The following is an 18,304-nucleotide window of genomic DNA, read 5'->3' on the forward strand; positions in this document are numbered from 1 at the left end:
GGCCTTGAGCGACGCTCCGCCGACCAGTCCACCGTCGACATCGGCCTGAGCGACCAGCTCGCCGACGTTCTTGGCGTTGACCGAACCGCCGTAGAGCACGCGGACGTCCGCGGCGACCTCCGGGGACGCCAGCTCGGCGAGGGTGGCCCGCACCGCGGCGCACACCTCCTGCGCATCGGCGGCCGAGGCGACCTTGCCGGTACCGATGGCCCACACCGGCTCGTACGCGATGACGACCTTGCCGATCTGATCGGCGGACAGTCCCGCGAGCGAGCCCTTCAGCTGGGTCACGTTGTACTCGACATGGTTCCCGGCCTCACGGATGTCGAGGCCCTCGCCGATGCAGACGATCGGTGTGACACCGGCCCCGAGTGCCGCCTTCGTCTTGGCGAGCACGATCTCGTCGGTCTCGCCGTGGTATTGACGACGTTCCGAGTGCCCGACGACGACGTAGGTGCAGCCGAGCTTGGCCAGCATCGCGGCGCTGACCTCGCCGGTGTACGCGCCCGACGCGTGCTGCGAGACGTCCTGCGCACCGTAGGTGAGCAGCAGCTTGTCGCCCTCGACGATGGTCTGCACCGAGCGGATGTCGGTGAACGGCGGGATCACCGTCACGTCGACCTTGTCGAAGTACTTCTCCGGCAGGGAGAACGCAATCTTCTGCACCAGTGCGATGGCCTCGAGGTGGTTGAGGTTCATCTTCCAGTTGCCTGCGATCAACGGCTTACGCGCCATCGAGCACCTCCAGACCCGGCAGGGTCTTGCCCTCGAGGTACTCGAGCGAGGCTCCGCCGCCGGTGGAGATGTGCGAGAAGCCGTCCTCCGGCAGACCCAGCAGCCGCACCGCGGCCGCGGAGTCGCCGCCGCCCACGACGCTGAACGCGCCCTTGCCGGTGGCCTCGACGATCGCCTCGGCGACACCCTTCGTGCCTGCGGCGAACTTCGGGAACTCGAACACGCCCATCGGACCGTTCCAGAACACGGTCTTGGAGTTCGACAGGATCGCCGCGAAGCGCTCCACCGACTCCGGGCCGATGTCCAGGCCCATCCAGCCGTCCGGAATGTCCAGGACGGAGACCGTCCGTGCCTCCGCGTCCGCGGAGAACGAGTCGGCGATCACGACGTCCTGCGGGATGTGGATGACGTCCGCGTAGCGCTCGAGGAGCTCCTTGCAGGTGTCGATCATCGACTCCTCGCACAGCGAGTTGCCGACCGAGACGCCCTGCGCGGCAAGGAAGGTGTAGTACATGCCGCCACCGATGACGAGCGTGTCGGCCTTGTCGGCCAGCGCCTCGATCACGGCGAGCTTGTCCGAGACCTTCGAGCCACCGAGCACCACCGCGTACGGACGCTCCTCGTCCGTGGTCAGCTTCTGCAGCACCTCCACCTCGGCCGCGACGAGGGTGCCCGCGTAGTGCGGCAGCAACGTCGCCACGTCGTAGACCGACGCCTGCTTGCGGTGCACGACACCGAATCCGTCGGAGACGAACGCACCGCCCATGTCCGTCAGCTCCACGAGCGCCTTGGCCAGTGCCAGCCGCTCCGCGTCGTCCTTGCTCGTCTCCCGCGGATCGAAGCGGATGTTCTCCAACAGCATCACGTCACCGTCGGTGAGCCCCTCGGCCCGTGCGAGTGCGTCCTGGCCCACCACGTCGCCTGCGAGCTGGACGTTGCGGCCCAGCACCTCGCTCAGCTTCGCCGCCACCGGCGCCAGGGACAGTGCCGGGTCGGGCGTGCCCTTCGGCCGGCCGAGATGCGCCATCACGATGACCTTCGCACCCGCCTCGGCGAGTGCGGAGATCGTCGGCGCGGACGCCAGGATCCGGCCCGGGTCGGTGATCGTGTCACCGTCGAGCGGAACGTTGAGGTCGGAGCGGACCAGCACGCTGCGGCCGGCGACCCCCTCGTCCAGCAGATCCTTCAGAGTCTTGACTGTCACTGTGATCAGAGGGCCTTTCCAACGAGACCGATGAGGTCGACGAGACGGTTCGAGTACCCCCACTCGTTGTCGTACCAGGCGACGATCTTGGCCTGGTCCTCGATGACCTTGGTCAACCCTGCATCGAAGATCGACGAGTGGGGGTCGGTGACAATGTCCGAGGATACGATCTGGTCCTCGGTGTACTTCAGGATGCCCTTCAGTGGCCCCTCCGAGGCGGCCTTCATCGCGGCGTTGATCTCCTGGGCGGAGGCCGGCTTCGTCAGGTTCACGGTGAGGTCGGTGGCCGATCCCGTGGGGATCGGGACCCGCAGCGCGTAGCCGTCGAGCCTGCCCGCCAACTGGGGAAGCACGAGGCCGATCGCCTTCGCGGCACCTGTACTGGTCGGGACGACGTTGAGTGCGGCGGCGCGGGCGCGACGCAGATCCCGGTGGGGGCCGTCCTGCAGGTTCTGGTCCTGGGTGTAGGCGTGGACCGTGGTCATCAGTCCCCGGGCGATGCCGAACTCCTCGTCGAGGACCTTCGCGACCGGGCCGAGGCAGTTCGTGGTGCACGAGGCGTTCGAGATGATGTTCTGGCTGCCGTCGTACTTGTCGTCGTTGACACCCATCACGATGGTGATGTCCTCCCCCTTGGCCGGCGCCGAGATGACGACCTTCTTGGCCCCGGCGTCGATGTGCCCCTTCGCCTTGGTGGCGTCGGTGAAGATGCCGGTGGATTCGACGACGACGTCGACGCCCAGATCGCCCCAGGGCAGCGCCGACGGACCCTCCCGCAGGGACAGGGCCTTGATCGGGGTGCTGCCGACCACGATCGTGTCCTCGCCGTCGAGCGAGACGTCGTGCGGCAGGCGACCGAGGATGGAGTCGTATTTCAGCAGGTGAGCGAGGGTCGCGTTGTCGGTGAGGTCGTTGACTGCCACGATCTCGATGTCGGTGGTGCCGAGCGCTTTCTGCGCGTCGACGGCTCGGAAGAAATTGCGTCCAATACGGCCGAAGCCGTTCACGCCAACCCGGACTGTCACTGTGACTCCCCTCTGGCAGTTCTCCTGTGATGTTCCAGTCGATGCACGGTTCCGAGGGTTCGTTCCGCTTCGCAGCGCCTCGGTACCGAGCGTCGGCTCCGCGTCGCTACGCCTCGTCGAGCAGCTCCGCGGTCACTGCGGACTCTGTGTCCGGAATCCCGGTCTCCTTGGCTTTGCGATCCGCCATGGACAGCAGGCGCCGGATGCGTCCCGCTACAGCATCCTTCGTCATCGGTGGATCTGCCAGTTGGCCGAGTTCCTCGAGCGAGGCCTGCCGATGCTGTACCCGCAGGCTGCCCGCCGCGGCGAGATGGTCGGGGACGTCCTCGCCGAGGATGTCGAGTGCGCGCTCCACCCGCGCCGCCGCCGCGACCGCGGCCCGAGCGGACCGTCGCAGATTGGCGTCGTCGAAGTTCGCGAGCCGATTCGCCGTCGCCCGCACCTCGCGGCGCATGCGACGTTCCTCCCAGGTCAGCCTCGTGTCCTGCGCACCCATCCGGGTCAGCAGGGCGCCGATGGCCTCGCCGTCGCGCACGACGACACGGTCGGCGCCGCGAACCTCCCGCGCCTTCGCCGCGACACCGAGCCGGCGCGCTGCGCCGACCAGTGCGAGCGCCGCCTCCGGACCGGGGCAGCTGATCTCCAGCGCCGACGACCGCCCGGGCTCGGTGAGCGAACCGTGTGCGAGGAACGCGCCACGCCACGCGGCCTCCGAGTCGACGACACTGCCACCGACGACCTGCGCCGGCAGTCCCCGGACCGGACGGCCCCGCATGTCGAGGAGCCCGGTTTGACGCGCGAGCGCTTCGCCGTCCTTGCTCACCCGGACGATGTACCGAGCGCTCTTGCGCAACCCGCCCGCCCCGAGGACGTGGACGTCGGCCGCGTACCCGTACAGGTCGTGGATCTCGCCGCGCAGCCGCCGCGCGGTCGAACCGAGATCGACCTCGGCCTCCACGACCACCCGGCCGGCCACGATGTGGAGGCCGCCGGCGAACCGCAGCAGCGACGACACCTCCGCCCGGCGTGCGGAAACCTGGGTCACCACGAGCCGGCTCAGCTCGTCCTTGACCTCCGCTGTCATTGCCACGAAGTGGGCTCCCTTCCCGTATGTGACGCCTGCGGTTCGCGATTCCCCCGCAGCAGTGCAGTGGACAGAATCTGGTCGAGTGCCGCGGCGAGCTTCCCCGGATGGTGCGTCGCGGTCCCGTTGCGGGCGACGTCGGCGTACCCGACGACGGCGCCCAGTCGTGCCGCGGCCCGGCACAGGTGGTCGCGCTCGCTGCCCGCCGGTACCGACATCGAGTCGACGAGGACGTCGTCGACCCGCAGGTCCGGCGCGTGCTGCGCGAGAACGTGGAGGTGCCGCTCGGCGGAGAACCCGGCGGTCTCCCCCGGTTCCGCCGCGAGATTGAGGATCAGGGCCTTACGAGCGGCGGTCTGCTCGAGCGCCGCCGACAGCTCCGGGACGACGACATGCGGAATCACGCTCGTGAACCAGGAACCCGGCCCGAGGATCACCAGGTCGGCACGCTCGATGGCGGCGACCGCGGCGGGCGTCGCGGGCGGATCGGGCGGCAACAGCCGGACCCGCCGCACCTGCCCCGGCGTGGTGGCGACCGCCACCTGCCCGCGGATCGTCCGGCTCACCCGTGGATCGGACTCGAGACCGACCACATCGGCCTCGATCGCCAGCGGAATCGGGGACATCGGCAGCACACGACCGCGGACGCGGAGGATTCTCGCGACCTCGTCGAGGGCGCTGACGGTGTCGCCGAGCACCTCGGTCAGGCCGGCGATGATGAGATTGCCGACCGAGTGCCCGGCCAGCGCGCCGGTTCCCCCGAAGCGGTGCTGGAGTGTGTCCGTCCACGTCGCGACGTCGGGGTCCTCCGACGCCAGCGCGGCCAGCGCCATGCGCAGGTCGCCGGGCGGGATGAGCCCGAGTTCGGAGCGCAGCCTCCCCGAGGAGCCGCCGTCGTCCGCGACGGTCACGACCGCGGTCACGTCGCTGCTGAGCCGCCGGGCGGCACGCAGTGTCGCGTACAACCCGTGCCCGCCGCCGAGTGCGACGATCGCCGGTCCCGGCGCCTCACCGTCTGTCATGCCTGATCCGGACCGCTCTGTCACTCGCGCCCCAGGTCACGGTGTACGACCTTGACGGTGATGCCCGTATCTGCGGCGAGCCGGGACGCCAGTGCCTCCGTCATCGCGACACTGCGGTGTTTGCCGCCGGTGCAACCGACCGCGATCGTCATGTAGCGCTTGCCCTCCCTGCGATAACCGGTGGTGGTGAGGTCGACGATGTGGTGATAGGTCTCGAGATAGTCCTGCGCGCCGTCCTGTTCGAGGACGTAGTCACGGACGGCGTCCTCGCGTCCCGTGTGCTCGCGCAGTTCGGGGATCCAGTGTGGGTTAGGCAGAAACCGTACGTCGCACACGAGATCGGCGTCCATCGGTAGCCCGTACTTGAAGCCGAACGATTCGACGGTGACCGCGACCGACGGGACGTGGCCGCCACCGAACGCGGCCTCCACCCGATGCCGCAGTTCGTGCACCGAGAGCGCCGAGGTGTCGATGACGAGGTCGGCGTCGGCGCGGACCGGCGCCAGCCGCGCCCGTTCCGCCGCGATGCCCTCGCTCAGGGTTCCGTCGCTGCCCTCGCTCTGCAGCGGGTGGCTGCGCCGGTTCTGCTCGAACCTGCGCACCAGCACCGGGTCGCTCGCCTCGAGGAACAGCACGCGCGTGCGGGTGGCGCTCGCCGCGACCTCCTTCACGACCGACCCCAGCTCGCCGGTGAACCTGCGGCTGCGCACGTCGATCACCACGGCAAGTTTCGGAATCCGCGACGACGGCGACCGGCCGAGGTCGACCATGCGCGTGATCAGCTCTGGGGGAAGGTTGTCGGCGACGTACCAGCCCATGTCCTCGAGCACCTTGGCTGCGGTGCTCAGTCCGGCTCCGGAGAGCCCGGTGACCAGGGCAACGTCGATGTCCGGCCGCTCGGCCACGTCTTCCGTCACTCGACACCCGCCCTTTCAGACTCCACGATCGCGTCGGATCCCGTGTTCGCGGACCCGGGATCATCATCCCTCACCGGGACCGAATCGCCGGGTTCCGCCGCCGGGGTTTCCTCCGCCGACCCGACGACGTCGCCGCCGAGCGCGGCGAGGACGGCACGCGCCGTGGCGACGCCGACCCCGGGGACGGCGGTGATCTCCTCGACCGTCGCCTCCTTGAGCCTGGCGACGGATCCGAAATGGGTGACAAGCGCGGTTCGCCGCCGCTCGCCGAGCCCCTTCACGGAGTCGAGCGCCGATGCCGTCATCCGGCGGGAGCGTTTGCTGCGGTGGAACGTGATCGCGAAGCGGTGCGCCTCGTCGCGCACGCGTTGCAGCAGGAACAGCGCTTCGCTGGTCCGGGGCAGGATCACCGGGTCGTCCTCGCCGGGAACCCACACCTCCTCGAGACGTTTCGCGAGACCGACGACGGCGACGTCGGTGACGCCGAGTTCGTCGAGGACCGCGGCCGCGGCGGTGACCTGGGGCTGCCCGCCGTCGACGACGTACAGGTTCGGTGGGTAGGCGAACCGGCGCGGTCGTCCGGTCTGCGGGTCCAGCGCCTCGTCCGCCGGATCTGTTGCCGCGTCCCGCACGTGTCGCAGGAACCGGCGCCGCGTCACCTCCGCGATGGACGCGACGTCGTCGGACCTGCCGTCCCCCGCCGCCTCGCGGATCGCGTAGTGCCGGTAGTCGGACTTGCGCGGTAGCCCGTCCTCGAACACCACGAGCGAGGCCACGACGTCGGTGCCCTGCACGTGACTGATGTCGACGCACTCGATGCGCAGCGGCGCCTCGTCGAGTTCGAGGGCCTCCTGGATGCCCTGCAGCGCCGCGGAGCGCGACGTCAGATCGCCTGCGCGCTTGAGCTTGTGCTGGGCCAATGCCTCCTTCGCGTTGCGTTCCACGGTCTCGGCGAGGGCCTTCTTGTCCCCGCGCTGCGGTACCCGTAGGGACACCGCCGATCCGCGCAGCCCGCTGAGCCAGTTCTGCATCTCACCGACGTTGCGGGGCAGCACCGGCACCAGTACCTCACGCGGAACGACCGTCGCCTTGTCGGCCTGCAGTCCGGGCTGGTCGGTCAGCGCCGCCTGCTCGCCGTAGAACTGGGTGAGGAACTCCTCGACCAGTTCCGGGGTGTCCTGGTCGCCGGACAGTTCGACCACCCAGCCGCGCTGGCCGCGGACCCGGCCGCCGCGGACGTGGAAGACCTGGACGGACATCTCCAGCTCGTCGGCGGCGAAGTCGACGACATCGGCGTCGGTGCCGTCGCCGAGCACCACGGCCTGCTTCTCCAGAGCCTTGCGCAGCGCGCCGAGGTCGTCGCGCAGGCGGGCGGCGGTTTCGAAGTCCAGGTCGTCGGAGGCGCGCTGCATCCGGATCTCGAGCTCCCGGACCAGCTTGTCGGTGCGGCCGGCGAGGAAGTCGCAGAAGTCCTCGACGATCCGGCGGTGCTCGTCGGCGGTGACACGGCCGACGCAGGGCGCCGAGCACTTGTCGATGTAGCCGAGCAGGCAGGGACGACCGATCTGGTTGTGCCGCTTGAAGACTCCACTGGAGCAAGTGCGCGCAGGGAACACTCGCAGCAGCAGGTCGAGGGTTTCGCGGATCGCCCACGCGTGCGAGTACGGGCCGAAGTACCGCACTCCCTTGCGCCGCGGGCCCCGGTACACGAACAGTCGCGGGTACTCCTCCCCGAGGGTCACCGCGAGCACTGGATAGGTCTTGTCGTCCCGGTACCGGACGTTGAAGCGGGGGTCGAACTCCTTGATCCAGTTGTACTCGAGCTGGAGCGCCTCGACCTCGGTCCCGACCACCGTCCACTCGACGGCGGCCGCCGTCGTCACCATCTGTCGTGTCCTCGGATGCAGGGACGCGACGTCGGCGAAGTAGGAGTTCAGCCTGCTGCGCAGACTCTTCGCCTTCCCGACGTAGATCACCCGACCGTGTGGATCGCGGAACTTGTAGACGCCGGGTGCCGTCGGAATCGTTCCGGTGGCGGGGCGGTAGGTGGCGGGATCGGGCACGATTCCAGGCTAGTCGCCCGCACCGACGGTCCCGGCCGCCCCGGGATCCGGGTCCCCTCACGGCGTCGCTACCGTGAGGCGGCGCGGCTCGCCGATGCCGCAGACGGGGGTACCACCATGAGCACACCGGCGGCGTTCTTCGAGCAGCAGGGGTCCGGGCTCGCGCCGACCCGGTTCGCGGTCAGTGCGTGGTCACCCGACATGCTGACCGGTCCCGCGGTCTGCGGGGCACTGGCCCGCGCGATCGAGGCTCGGTCCGGCGACGAGGAGTTCGTGCCGGCCCGCATCACCGTCGACATGTTCCGCCCGGTCCGCAACACGCTCCTGCAGATCGAGACGACCCCGGTGCGCGACGGCAACCGGATCCGGGTCACGGACGCCGCGATCGTGCAGGACGGCGAGGTGTCGGCGCAGGCCCGCGTCGTCTTCCTGCGCCGGTCCGCTGCGCCGCAGGGCGACTACTGGACCAACCCGGAGATGCCCCGCCCGCCGGTGGTCGACGAGGCCGAGCGTGACCGGCGGCGGGCCCACTGGAGCAGCGGCGAGGACAACGACTGGACGACACACATGTCCGACCACCAGGGTGCCGAACGCAAGCGGGTGTGGATGCGGCAGTTCCCGATCGTCACTGGCGAGGAATCGTCGCTGTTCGTCAACACGACGATGGTCGGTGAACTGACCAGCCTGCTCACCAACTGGGGTTCCGACGGCGTCGGCTACATCAACGCCGATCTGACCCTCGCGTTGGCACGGCTGCCCGAGAGCCTGGAGATCGGTGTGGTCGCGGACCGCCACGTCGCCGCCGACGGTGTCGCCGTCGGCACGACCACCCTGTTCGACCGCGCGGGCGTCTTCGGCACCGGCCTCACGACGGCCCTGGGCAACGGGCAGCGGATCGTCGACTACTCACGCCCACCGGGCTGAGCGCGGCCTGTCAGGCCCGTCCGGCGTACTTCGCCTCGAGACCCCGGAACGACCGCACCGCGGCCACCGCGTGCTCGCGGTCGTTCGACTGGATCGCCATCACCGGGATGTACTCGTCGTCGGGCAGCTCGATCCGCGCCCACGCGGCACCGTCGGGGAACGACAGGCCCTGCACGAGGTCCCAGTCCACCGTCCGCTCACCGAACGCATTGCGCACCCGGACACCGTCCGCGTTGACGCGCAGCCGCGGCCGGGCCAGCAGCAGGACGCCGCACGCGAGTGCGACGCCGATGCCGATCATGGCGAGTTGGTCCACGAGACGGAAGTACACGCCCGTCGCGCTCGTCCGGAGCAGCACCCCGAGCACGAGGAACATCAGCACGCACACGGCCGCCACGCCGATCGCGTAACGCGCAGACTTGCGGGAACGCACTTCGAGATCCCAGTCGCTCATGTCAGGCCCCGGCCTGCTCGCGCAGGTTCTTCAGGGTGACGGCGGTGTCGATGGCGGCGGCGCAGGCCTGTCCGCCCTTGTCCTCCACCGAGTCCGGCAGTCCGGCCCGGTCGCGGGCCTGCTGCTCGGTGTCGGTGGTGAGCACGCCGTTCGCGACCGGGGTGCCCTCGTCGAGGGAGACGCGGGTGAGGCCGTAGGTGACGGCGTCGCACACGTACTCGAAGTGCGGGGTGCCGCCACGGATCACGACACCGAGAGCGACGACGGCGTCGTGCATCCGGGCGAGCTGCTGGGCGACGACGGGAAGCTCGATGGCCCCGGCGACGCGAACCAGCGTCACGTCCTCGATCTGCGCCTGCTTGGCCACCCGCTTCGCTCCGGCGATCAGCGCCTCGGAGATCTCGGGATGCCACGAGCCGGCGACGATGGCCAGGCTCAGGTCCTTGGCCTGGCCGAGCTGCAGTTCGGGAAGTCCCTCGCCGCTCACAGCGCTCCGCCCTTCTCGTAGTCGTCGAGACCGGCGAGGTCGTGGCCCATCCGGTCCCGCTTGGTCCGGAGGTAGGTCAGGTTCTCGGCGTTGGCGCGCAGCGGCATCGGGACCCGCTCGAGGATCTGCAGTCCGTACCCGTCGAGACCGACCCGCTTGGCCGGGTTGTTGGTCAGCAGGCGCATCGAGGTGATGCCCAGGTCGACGAGGATCTGCGCACCGATGCCGTAGTCGCGAGCGTCGGCGGGCAGGCCGAGCTCGAGGTTCGCGTCGACGGTGTCGGAGCCCGCGTCCTGCAGCTGGTACGCCTGCAGCTTGTGCATCAGGCCGATGCCGCGGCCCTCGTGACCGCGCATGTAGAGGACGACGCCGCGGCCCTCGGCGGCGACCATCTCCAGTGCCGCGTCGAGCTGCGGACCGCAGTCGCAGCGCAGCGACCCGAACACGTCGCCGGTCAGACATTCGGAGTGCACCCGCACCAGGACGTCGCCGCCGTCCCCGTCGGGGCCGGCGACGTCGCCCTTGACCAGGGCGACGTGCTCGACCTCGTCGTAGATGCTCTGGTATCCGACAGCCCGGAACTCGCCGTGCGGGGTGGGGATCCGCGCCTCGGCGATACGCACCACGTGCTTCTCGTGCTTACGGCGCCATGCGATGAGGTCCGCGATCGAGATCATCGCCAGGTTGTGGTCGTCGGCGAAGACGCGCAGCTCGTCGGTCTGGGCCATGTGGCCCTCGTCCTTCTGGCTGACGATCTCGCAGATGACGCCCGCGGGACGCAGGTCCGCCATGCGGGCGAGGTCGACGGCGGCCTCGGTGTGCCCGGGACGGCGCAGGACGCCGCCCTCCTTGGCGCGCAGCGGCACGACGTGTCCGGGCCGGGTGAAGTCGGAGGCACCCGTGGTCGGGTCGGCCAGCAGGCGCATCGTGGCGGCGCGGTCGGAGGCCGAGATGCCGGTGCCGATGCCTTCCTTGGCGTCGACGGTGACCGTATACGCGGTGCCGTGCTTGTCCTGGTTGGACGAGTACATCGGCGGCAGGCCGAGGCGGTCGCAGTCCTCGCCGTCGAGCGGCACACAGAGGTAGCCGGAGGTGTACCGGACCATGAAGGCCACGAGTTCCGGCGTCGCCTTCTCCGCGGCGAAGATGAGGTCGCCCTCGTTCTCGCGATCCTCGTCGTCGACGACGACGACGGCCTTGCCTGCCGCCATGTCGGCGACTGCGCGCTCGATACTGTCGAACCTGGTCACGTCCTGCGCTCCATCACTCTTCGTTTGCTCCGTGCACCTCCGGCGGGTCACCCGCAGGATGCACCTCAACAGTACGGCCCCACGCGTGTGAGGCCGCCACGTGTCCTACCTGCCCGCCGACTGCAGGCGCTCGACGTACTTCGCGATCACGTCCACCTCGAGATTCACCAGCGTTCCCGGCGTCGCGGTGCCGAGGACGGTCAGCGCGAGTGTGGTCGGGATCAGCGAGATCTCGAACCACTCACCGGCGTCGGCGGTGCCGACCGATTCGGCGCTGTCTGCGGCTCCCAGCGCCGAGACGGTGAGCGAGACACCGTCGACGGTGATCGATCCCTTCTCCACCACGTACCGCGAGATCGCGTCGGGCAGCGAGATCCGGACGACCTCCCAGTTCTCCGACGGAGAGCGGCTGACGATCGTGCCGGTGCCGTCGACGTGCCCCTGGACGAGGTGCCCACCGAGCCGGCTGTTCAGCGCGGCGGCGCGTTCGAGGTTCACCTTGCTGCCGACGGCGAGGTTGCCGAGGCTCGACCGGTTCAGCGTCTCGGCCATCACGTCGGCCGTGAAGCTGTTCCCGTCGAGCACGTCGACGACGGTCAGGCAGACGCCGTTGACGGCGATGGAGTCACCGTGACCGGCGTCGGAGGTGACGAGCGGTCCGCGAACGGTGAAGCGGGCCGCGTCGGCCAGGTCCTCCTTGGCGACGATCTCGCCCAGTTCTTCGACGATGCCGGTGAACACTCAGTTCTCTCCTCGTGTGATGGGTTTCATGCGCCGTTGGGCACCAGGGTCAGCAACAGGTCCGGTCCGACCGCCTCGACCGACTCCCGGGTGAATCGCAACGCCTCGGCGATGGTGCCGACTCCAGCATCCTCCACGGCCGCGGCACCCGCACCGAGCAGTACCGGTGAGAGGAACGCCTGGACGCGGTCGATCAATCCCGCCTCGAGGAAGGCACCGGCGAGGTGCGGCCCGCCCTCGAGCAGTACGTCGGGTCGGTCGGCGAGCGCGGCGATCACGTCGTGCGGGTCGCGGGTCCGCAGGATCAGGGTCTCGGCGGCGTCGTCGAGCACTCGCGACGACGCCGGGATCTCCCGCTCGCCGACGACGACCCGCAGCGGCTGCCGCGCGGCGAGGGAGCCGTCGGGTTCGCGTGCCGTGAGCCACGGATCGTCCGCAAGGACGGTGCCGGTGCCGACGACGATGGCGTCGAGCCGAGCACGCTGGGCGTGCACGAGGGCCCGCGCCTCGGGTCCGGTGATCCACTGGCTGGTGCCGTCCGCTGCGGCGCTGCGACCGTCGAGCGAGGCGGCGAACTTCCAGGTCACGTGGGCACGACCGACACTCTGGCGGTGCAGCCAGGCCCGCAGGGTGGTGCGTTCGACGAGGTCGGCGCCCACTCCGCCTTGCACTTCGACGCCGGCGGCCCGCAGCGCGTGTGCTCCGCCTGCCGCCTGCGGGTTGGGGTCGTCGACGGCGTAGACGACGCGGGCCACCCCGGCCTCGACGAGCGCCTCGGTGCAGGGCCCGGTCCGGCCGGTGTGGTTGCACGGTTCGAGCGTGACGACGGCGGTACCGCCGCGCGCACGCTCCCCTGCGACGCCGAGCGCCATGATCTCCGCGTGCGGCCCGCCGACTGGACTCGTCGCGCCGACGCCGGCGATGAGCCCGTCGGTGTCGAGAATCACAGCGCCGACCGGCGGATTCGGGCTCGTGGTCCCCCGGACACGTTCGGCGGCGTCGTTGGCGATGGCGACGGCGGCGAGGTCCTGCTCGGCGGCGTCGTCGGGACGCCGCGCGCTCCGCGCCACGACTAGACGGCCAGGGTCAGGTGCGGGGAGGCCGACGCGGCCTGGGCGCGCAGCTTGCGCACCGCCTCACCGGGGTCGGCCGCACCGTAGACGGCGGAGCCCGCGACGAAGCAGTCCACGCCCGCCTCGGCGGCGGCCTCGACGGTGTCGGCGTTGATGCCGCCGTCGATCTCGACGATCAGGGTCAGCTCGCCGGAGTCGACGAGCTTACGGACGGCGCGGGCCTTTCCGAGGACGTCGGGCATGAAGGACTGACCACCGAAGCCGGGTTCGACGCTCATCACGAGCAGGGTGTCGAACTCCTTGAGGATCTCCAGGTACGGCTCGATCGGGGTGCCCGGCTTGACCGACAGGCCCGCCTTGGCGCCGGCGGCACGGATGTCGCGGGCGACCGCGACCGGGTCGTCGGTGGCCTCCGCGTGGAAGGTGACGTTGTGGGCACCCGCCTCCGCGTACGGCGGTGCCCATCGTCCCGGGTTCTCGATCATCAGATGGCAGTCGAGCGGGATGTCGGTCGCCTTCAGCAGCGACTCGACCACCGGCAGACCCAGGGTGAGATTCGGCACGAAATGCGCGTCCATGACGTCCACGTGCAGCCAGTCGGATCCGGCGACGGCGGCGGCTTCGTCGGCGAGGCGGGCGAAATCGGCGGAGAGGATGGACGGAGCGATCATCGGGTGAGCCACGCTGACCGAGTTTAGTGTGTCCGCGAACGACTCTGCGACGACCTCACCGCCGACGGAGCCGGGCGGGAGCCTTAAGCCGCCACGCCTCCTCGACGAGTTCCTCGAGCTGCGCCGGATCGACCCGGCCGAGGTCGACGAGGATCGCGCCGTATCCGTCGTAGTGCGGCGTCGTGTAGAACGCCGGATCGCCGGACGCGAGCAGCGCCGCCTTCTCGTCGAGGCCGCACATCAGCACCAGCCCGCCCTCCGCCTCGTCGCGCAGGCGCGCGAAGCCCTTGCCCGCCACCTTCAGTGCCGGCGTCCGGTACCAGGTGGACTCCTCCACCTCCGGAAGTCCGACGGCGAACGCGACGACCTGTTCCCACGTGCGCATGACCCGAGTATGCGCGGCCACCCCGACAACCCGGCGACGATTTGTCCTATTCTGGATCGGGACACGTCCCTTCACCTCAGAGAGAGTTCATGAGACGCGCCAAGCGCAAACCTCGAAGACCCGTCCCGCCCCGCACTGAGTACCCCCCTTCGGGAGCGTGCCCGTGCTGACAATCCTGACCATCCTCCTCGGTGTGCTGGTCGTCCTGTTGATCACCGCCTTCACCGGCTACTTCGTGGCGCAGGAGTTCGCCTACATGGCGGTGGACCGCTCCCGCCTCAAGGCCCGCGCCGAGTCCGGCGATGCCGCCGCGGCCCGCGCCCTCACCGTCACCCGCCGCACCTCGTTCATGCTGTCCGGCGCCCAACTCGGCATCACCGTGACCGGCCTGCTCGTCGGTTACGTCGCCGAACCACTGATCGGGCGCGGACTCGGCGACCTCCTCGGCGGCGTCGGAATCCCCACCGGCGTCGGCATCGCGATCGGCGCGATCGTCGCCGTCGCCTTCTCGACGGTCGTGCAGATGCTGTTCGGCGAGTTGTTCCCGAAGAACCTGGCCATCGCCCGGCCGGAACCCGTGGCGCGCTGGCTCGCGCTGTCCACGACGCTCTACCTGAAGCTGTTCGGCTGGCTGATCGCGCTGTTCGACGCCTCGTCGAACCTGTTGCTGCGCGCGTTGCGGATCGAACCGGTGCACGACGTCGAGCACTCGGCGACCCCACGCGATCTCGAGCACATCGTGGCCGAGTCCCGCGACGCGGGTGAGCTGCCCCGCGAACTGTCGGCGCTGCTCGACCGCATCCTCGAGTTCCCCACCCGCACTGCGGAACACGCGATGATCCCCCGTGCCCGGGTGGACGTCGTCCACGCCGACGACCCGATCGAGGACGTGCTCGCACGGATGGGTTCCGGACACACCCGGTACCCGGTCGTGGGCACGTCGAGCGACGACCTGCGCGGCGTCGTGCACCTGCACGACCTGCTGGGCGTACCCACCGGAACCGCCGCCGAGCACGCACGGAAGGCGGTGGTCGTCCCGACGACGCTGCCGCTGCCCGAGGTCCTCGCGGAGATCAACGCCGCCAAGGACGAGATGGCTCTCGTCATCGACGAGTACGGCGGATTCGCCGGTGTCGTCACCATCGAGGACATGGCCGAGGAACTGGTCGGCGAGATCGCCGACGAGCACGACCCCGACGGTGACGCGGACGCTGCCCGCGAAGTCGACGGCGGCTGGCTGATGCCCGGTGCCATGCCGGTCGACGAGGCGTCCCGCGTCCTCGACCGGGACCTGCCGGAGGACGAGGACTTCGAGACCCTCGCCGGCCTGGTGATCGACCGATTCGGCGGATTCCCCAAGGTCGGTGACAGCGTGGACGTCTCGATCCCCGGCGACCCGGCCGACCTGGTGTCCGACGAGCCCGGGCCACCGGAGGAACTGCACGTGGAGGTGCGCGAAGTCGCACGCCACGTCCCGTCGTCACTGTTCGTGACGATCCGCACCGGAAAGGACGACTCCGATGAGTGACCCGTGGATCGTCCTCGCCGTCACCGCGGCGCTGATCGCCGCGAGCGCATTCTTCGTCGCGGTCGAGTTCGCGCTGATCGCGGCGCGTCGACACCGACTGGAGGACGCCGCGCCGAACAGCGCGTCTGCGCGCGCCGCACTGCGGAGCGCGTCGGAGCTGTCGGTGTTGCTCGCGGGATCCCAGCTGGGCATCACCGTGTGCACGCTGGCTCTGGGTGCAATCACGAAACCGGCTGTGCACCACTGGCTGACACCTCTGTTCACCGACTGGGGTGCGCCCAGCTGGCTGGCCGACGTCGCGGGCTTCGTGCTCGCGCTGATCATCGTCACCTTCCTGCACCTGGTGGTCGGCGAGATGGCGCCGAAGTCGTGGGCGATCGCGCACCCGGAGCGGTCCGCGACGCTGCTGGCCCTGCCGATGCGCGGATTCATGTGGCTGACGCGGCCGTTGCTCACGCGACTGAACCGCATGGCGAACTGGTGCCTGGTGAAGGTCGGCGTCGAGCCGGTCGACCAGGTCGCATCGGGCCAGGATCCGCAGGCGTTGCGGCAACTGGTCGAACACTCGGCCACCGTCGGCACTCTCGACGAGCGCTACCACGGGCATCTCACCAGTGCGCTCGAACTGGAGTCCCTGACGGTCGGCGACATCGTGCGCCCCAACACCGACCCGAGCAGTGTCCGCCCTGACGACGACGCCGACGCGATCCGCGGCGCCTCCGACCGGAGCGGCCACCTGCGACTGCTGGTGCGCTCGGGTGACGAGATCCTCGGTGTCGTGCACGCCCGGGACGCGTTGGGAGCCCCGGCAGGCGCGACTGCTCGCACCCTGATGCGGGACCTGCTCACGCTCGACGCCGCGGCACCCGTGTACGAGGCGCTGGCGACGATGCGCGAGACCCGCAGCCACATCGCGGTGGTCCGGGACTCCTCGGGCGGTCTCGTCGGCCTCGTGACGCTGGGCGACGTTCTCGCGCGCTTGCTCCCGGCGACGGGGACACTGTTGTGACGACCGGGATTTCGGTGTCTCTCCGATGAGGTGAGAAGGACATGGACGACCGAGCACGATGCGATGACGCCGGGACGCGGCCGTGAACGCCGCGACCGTCGTGAACATCGCGCTCGTCGTCGTGTTCGTGCTGATCGGTGGCGTGTTCGCGGCCACCGAGATCGCTCTGGTCTCCCTCCGCGACAGCCAGATCTCCCGGCTGTCGCGGAGGGGTCGGCGGGGCGCCCGCACCGCGGCGCTGGCCCGCGACCCCAACCGGTTCCTCTCCGCGGTACAGATCGGTGTGACGGTCGCCGGGTTCTTCTCGGCCGCCTACGGCGCGTCGACCATCGCACCGGATCTCGCACCCGGGTTGGAGGCGGTCGGGGTGCCCGACCACCTGTCGGACGGGCTCGCACTGTTCGGGACGACGCTCGTCATCGCCTACCTGTCCCTCGTTCTCGGCGAGCTGGTGCCCAAACGGATCGCGCTGCAACGATCGACGGGTGTCGCGCTGGTGGCCGGCCCGCCCCTCGACCGCTTCGCCGCCCTGATGCGGCCGGTCATCTGGTTGCTGTCGATCTCGACCGACCTGCTCGTCCGCCTGCTCGGCGGCGATCCGACCAGGAAGGGCGAGGACGTCTCGCCCGACGAACTGCGGGAACTGCTCGTCGCCCACGACCGGATCCCCGTGGAGCAACGTCACGTCCTGTCGGAGCTCTTCGACGCCGGTCAGCGTTCGCTCACCGAGGTGATGCGCCCCCGAACCGAGGTGGACAACCTGGACGCGGCGGCCCGCGTCCGCGACGAACTCCCCCGCGCAATCGAGCTGGGACACAGCCGTTTCCCCGTGGTGGCCGGTGGGTCGCTCGACGACGTGCTGGGGTTCGTGCACCTGCGCGACCTGCTCCGCGCCGCTCCCGACGCGGTGGTGGGCGACCTGTGCCGCCCGCTCGCCCAGTTCCCGGGCAGCAAAGCCGCGCTGGCTGCACTGGCCGAGATGAGACGGGACAGCACGCAGCTGGTACTGGTCATCGACGAGTACGGCGGGGCCGCCGGGATCGCGACGCTGGAGGACCTCGTCGAGGAGGTCGTCGGCGAGATCGACGACGAGTTCGACCAGGTGCCGCAGCACGGTCGCCTCGTGGACGGCCGGTTGCTCGTCGACGACGCCGAGAAGGAGACGGGGGTCCGGATTCCCCACGGCCCGTACGACACCGTGGCCGGATTCGTCCTGCACCGGCTGCAACGACTGGCCCGCCCCGGCGACGAGGTCCCGATCGGCGACCACGTCCTCACCGTGACCGAACTCGCCGGACATCGCATCGCGTGGCTCCGGATCACCCGCACCGAGGAGACCGCGGCAACCGACTCCGCCGAGCCCGGTCAGTGAATGTGGTTGCGCCAGTCCGACGGAACGCGGTCCCGCGGCCCGGGTGACGGTTGGTCCACCGGGCGGTGCCGCGGCTCGGCGAGATCGGGTCCGGCGAACGCCTGCTCGGTGCGGTAGTTCCAGAACCAGTCCTCGCCGGGCTCGTAGCTCTGCACGATCGGATGCCCGGTCGTCATGGCGTGCGCCGTCGCGTGCTGGGCGGGCGAGGAGTCGCAGCACCCGACGTGCCCGCACTCCGCGCAGCGCCGCAGGTGCACCCACCATCCGCCGACTGCGTCGCAGTCCACGCAGCCGGGACCACTCGGCAGCACCTCCGGTGCGATGCCCTCGATCTCACTCATTCGACCCTCCTTCGGATCC

General features: G+C 69.9%; 19 protein-coding genes. 4 read left to right on the forward strand and 15 right to left on the reverse strand.

Features of this window, described 5'->3' with window-relative positions; genetic code table 11:
* The 7 genes from tpiA to uvrC form a co-directional block, all read right to left on the reverse strand.
* Window positions 1–735, reverse strand: a 735-nt coding sequence (tpiA, locus tag ACFSJG_RS16740; RefSeq protein WP_378486350.1) for a triose-phosphate isomerase, incomplete at its 3' end; no start/stop codon positions are given.
* Window positions 725–1,939 (reverse strand): phosphoglycerate kinase, encoded by a 1,215-nt coding sequence (locus ACFSJG_RS16745; RefSeq protein ID WP_378486351.1) that lies wholly within the window; start codon window positions 1,937–1,939, stop codon window positions 725–727. The genes tpiA and ACFSJG_RS16745, both read right to left, overlap by 11 nt.
* Window positions 1,940–1,944: 5 nt before the next feature.
* Window positions 1,945–2,964 (reverse strand): type I glyceraldehyde-3-phosphate dehydrogenase, encoded by a 1,020-nt coding sequence (gap, locus tag ACFSJG_RS16750; protein WP_378486352.1) that lies wholly within the window; start codon window positions 2,962–2,964, stop codon window positions 1,945–1,947.
* 106 nt (window positions 2,965–3,070) lie between these two features.
* The gene (gene whiA, locus ACFSJG_RS16755; protein WP_378486353.1) at window positions 3,071–4,054 is read right to left on the reverse strand and encodes a DNA-binding protein WhiA; all 984 of its coding nucleotides are present in this window, start codon (window positions 4,052–4,054) and stop codon (window positions 3,071–3,073) included.
* Window positions 4,045–5,070: a gluconeogenesis factor YvcK family protein gene (locus tag ACFSJG_RS16760; protein ID WP_378486354.1), complete on the reverse strand. Its 1,026-nt coding sequence runs from the start codon at window positions 5,068–5,070 to the stop codon at window positions 4,045–4,047. The genes whiA and ACFSJG_RS16760 overlap by 10 nt, the downstream gene beginning before the upstream one ends.
* Before the next feature lie 20 nt (window positions 5,071–5,090).
* Window positions 5,091–5,987, reverse strand: coding sequence for an RNase adapter RapZ (gene rapZ, locus ACFSJG_RS16765; protein ID WP_378486355.1), 897 nt, complete (start codon window positions 5,985–5,987; stop codon window positions 5,091–5,093).
* Entirely contained in the window at window positions 5,984–8,050 is a 2,067-nt protein-coding gene (uvrC, locus tag ACFSJG_RS16770) for an excinuclease ABC subunit UvrC (protein ID WP_378486356.1), read from the reverse strand. The genes rapZ and uvrC overlap by 4 nt, the downstream gene beginning before the upstream one ends.
* A 117-nt stretch (window positions 8,051–8,167) precedes the next feature.
* Here uvrC and ACFSJG_RS16775 point away from each other — a divergent pair, with 117 nt between their 5' ends.
* A complete protein-coding gene (locus ACFSJG_RS16775) occupies window positions 8,168–8,974 on the forward strand; it encodes an acyl-CoA thioesterase domain-containing protein (RefSeq protein ID WP_378486357.1) in 807 nt (268 codons plus the stop codon).
* A gap of 10 nt (window positions 8,975–8,984) precedes the next feature.
* Here the strand turns inward: ACFSJG_RS16775 and ACFSJG_RS16780 are convergent, their stop codons facing one another.
* The 7 genes from ACFSJG_RS16780 to ACFSJG_RS16810 form a co-directional block, all read right to left on the reverse strand.
* Window positions 8,985–9,428, reverse strand: a complete 444-nt coding sequence (locus tag ACFSJG_RS16780) for a PH domain-containing protein (protein WP_378486358.1) — start codon at window positions 9,426–9,428, stop codon at window positions 8,985–8,987.
* Window position 9,429: 1 nt separating this feature from the next.
* Window positions 9,430–9,915, reverse strand: coding sequence for a 6,7-dimethyl-8-ribityllumazine synthase (gene ribH / locus ACFSJG_RS16785; RefSeq protein ID WP_378486359.1), 486 nt, complete (start codon window positions 9,913–9,915; stop codon window positions 9,430–9,432).
* The gene (locus tag ACFSJG_RS16790) at window positions 9,912–11,165 is read right to left on the reverse strand and encodes a bifunctional 3,4-dihydroxy-2-butanone-4-phosphate synthase/GTP cyclohydrolase II (protein WP_378486360.1); all 1,254 of its coding nucleotides are present in this window, start codon (window positions 11,163–11,165) and stop codon (window positions 9,912–9,914) included. The genes ribH and ACFSJG_RS16790 overlap by 4 nt, the downstream gene beginning before the upstream one ends.
* A gap of 105 nt (window positions 11,166–11,270) precedes the next feature.
* A complete protein-coding gene (locus ACFSJG_RS16795) occupies window positions 11,271–11,906 on the reverse strand; it encodes a riboflavin synthase (protein ID WP_378486361.1) in 636 nt (211 codons plus the stop codon).
* A gap of 26 nt (window positions 11,907–11,932) precedes the next feature.
* Window positions 11,933–12,976, reverse strand: coding sequence for a bifunctional diaminohydroxyphosphoribosylaminopyrimidine deaminase/5-amino-6-(5-phosphoribosylamino)uracil reductase RibD (ribD, locus tag ACFSJG_RS16800; protein ID WP_378486362.1), 1,044 nt, complete (start codon window positions 12,974–12,976; stop codon window positions 11,933–11,935).
* Between the two features lie 2 nt (window positions 12,977–12,978).
* Window positions 12,979–13,662 (reverse strand): ribulose-phosphate 3-epimerase, encoded by a 684-nt coding sequence (rpe, locus tag ACFSJG_RS16805; protein ID WP_378486363.1) that lies wholly within the window; start codon window positions 13,660–13,662, stop codon window positions 12,979–12,981.
* A 43-nt stretch (window positions 13,663–13,705) separates the two neighbouring features.
* Window positions 13,706–14,035 (reverse strand): MmcQ/YjbR family DNA-binding protein, encoded by a 330-nt coding sequence (locus tag ACFSJG_RS16810; protein WP_378486364.1) that lies wholly within the window; start codon window positions 14,033–14,035, stop codon window positions 13,706–13,708.
* A gap of 163 nt (window positions 14,036–14,198) precedes the next feature.
* Between ACFSJG_RS16810 and ACFSJG_RS16815 the strand changes: the two genes are divergently transcribed.
* The 3 genes from ACFSJG_RS16815 (at window position 14,199) to ACFSJG_RS16825 (ending at window position 17,944) form a co-directional block, all read left to right on the forward strand.
* A complete protein-coding gene (locus tag ACFSJG_RS16815) occupies window positions 14,199–15,563 on the forward strand; it encodes a hemolysin family protein (RefSeq protein ID WP_378486365.1) in 1,365 nt (454 codons plus the stop codon).
* Window positions 15,556–16,572, forward strand: a complete 1,017-nt coding sequence (locus ACFSJG_RS16820; protein WP_378486366.1) for a hemolysin family protein — start codon at window positions 15,556–15,558, stop codon at window positions 16,570–16,572. Before ACFSJG_RS16815 ends, ACFSJG_RS16820 begins: the two co-directional genes overlap by 8 nt.
* An 82-nt stretch (window positions 16,573–16,654) precedes the next feature.
* Complete coding sequence (locus ACFSJG_RS16825; RefSeq protein ID WP_378486367.1) at window positions 16,655–17,944, forward strand: hemolysin family protein; 1,290 nt, start codon at window positions 16,655–16,657, stop codon at window positions 17,942–17,944.
* Here the strand turns inward: ACFSJG_RS16825 and ACFSJG_RS16830 are convergent.
* A complete protein-coding gene (locus ACFSJG_RS16830) occupies window positions 17,938–18,285 on the reverse strand; it encodes a UBP-type zinc finger domain-containing protein (protein WP_378486368.1) in 348 nt (115 codons plus the stop codon). The two genes, ACFSJG_RS16825 and ACFSJG_RS16830, sit on opposite strands and share 7 nt — an antisense overlap.
* Window positions 18,286–18,304: the final 19 nt, after the last annotated feature.

Origin of the sequence: Rhodococcus gannanensis, assembly GCF_042681175.1 — a bacterium.
In the GTDB taxonomy this organism is placed as follows: domain Bacteria; phylum Actinomycetota; class Actinomycetes; order Mycobacteriales; family Mycobacteriaceae; genus Rhodococcus_G; species Rhodococcus_G gannanensis.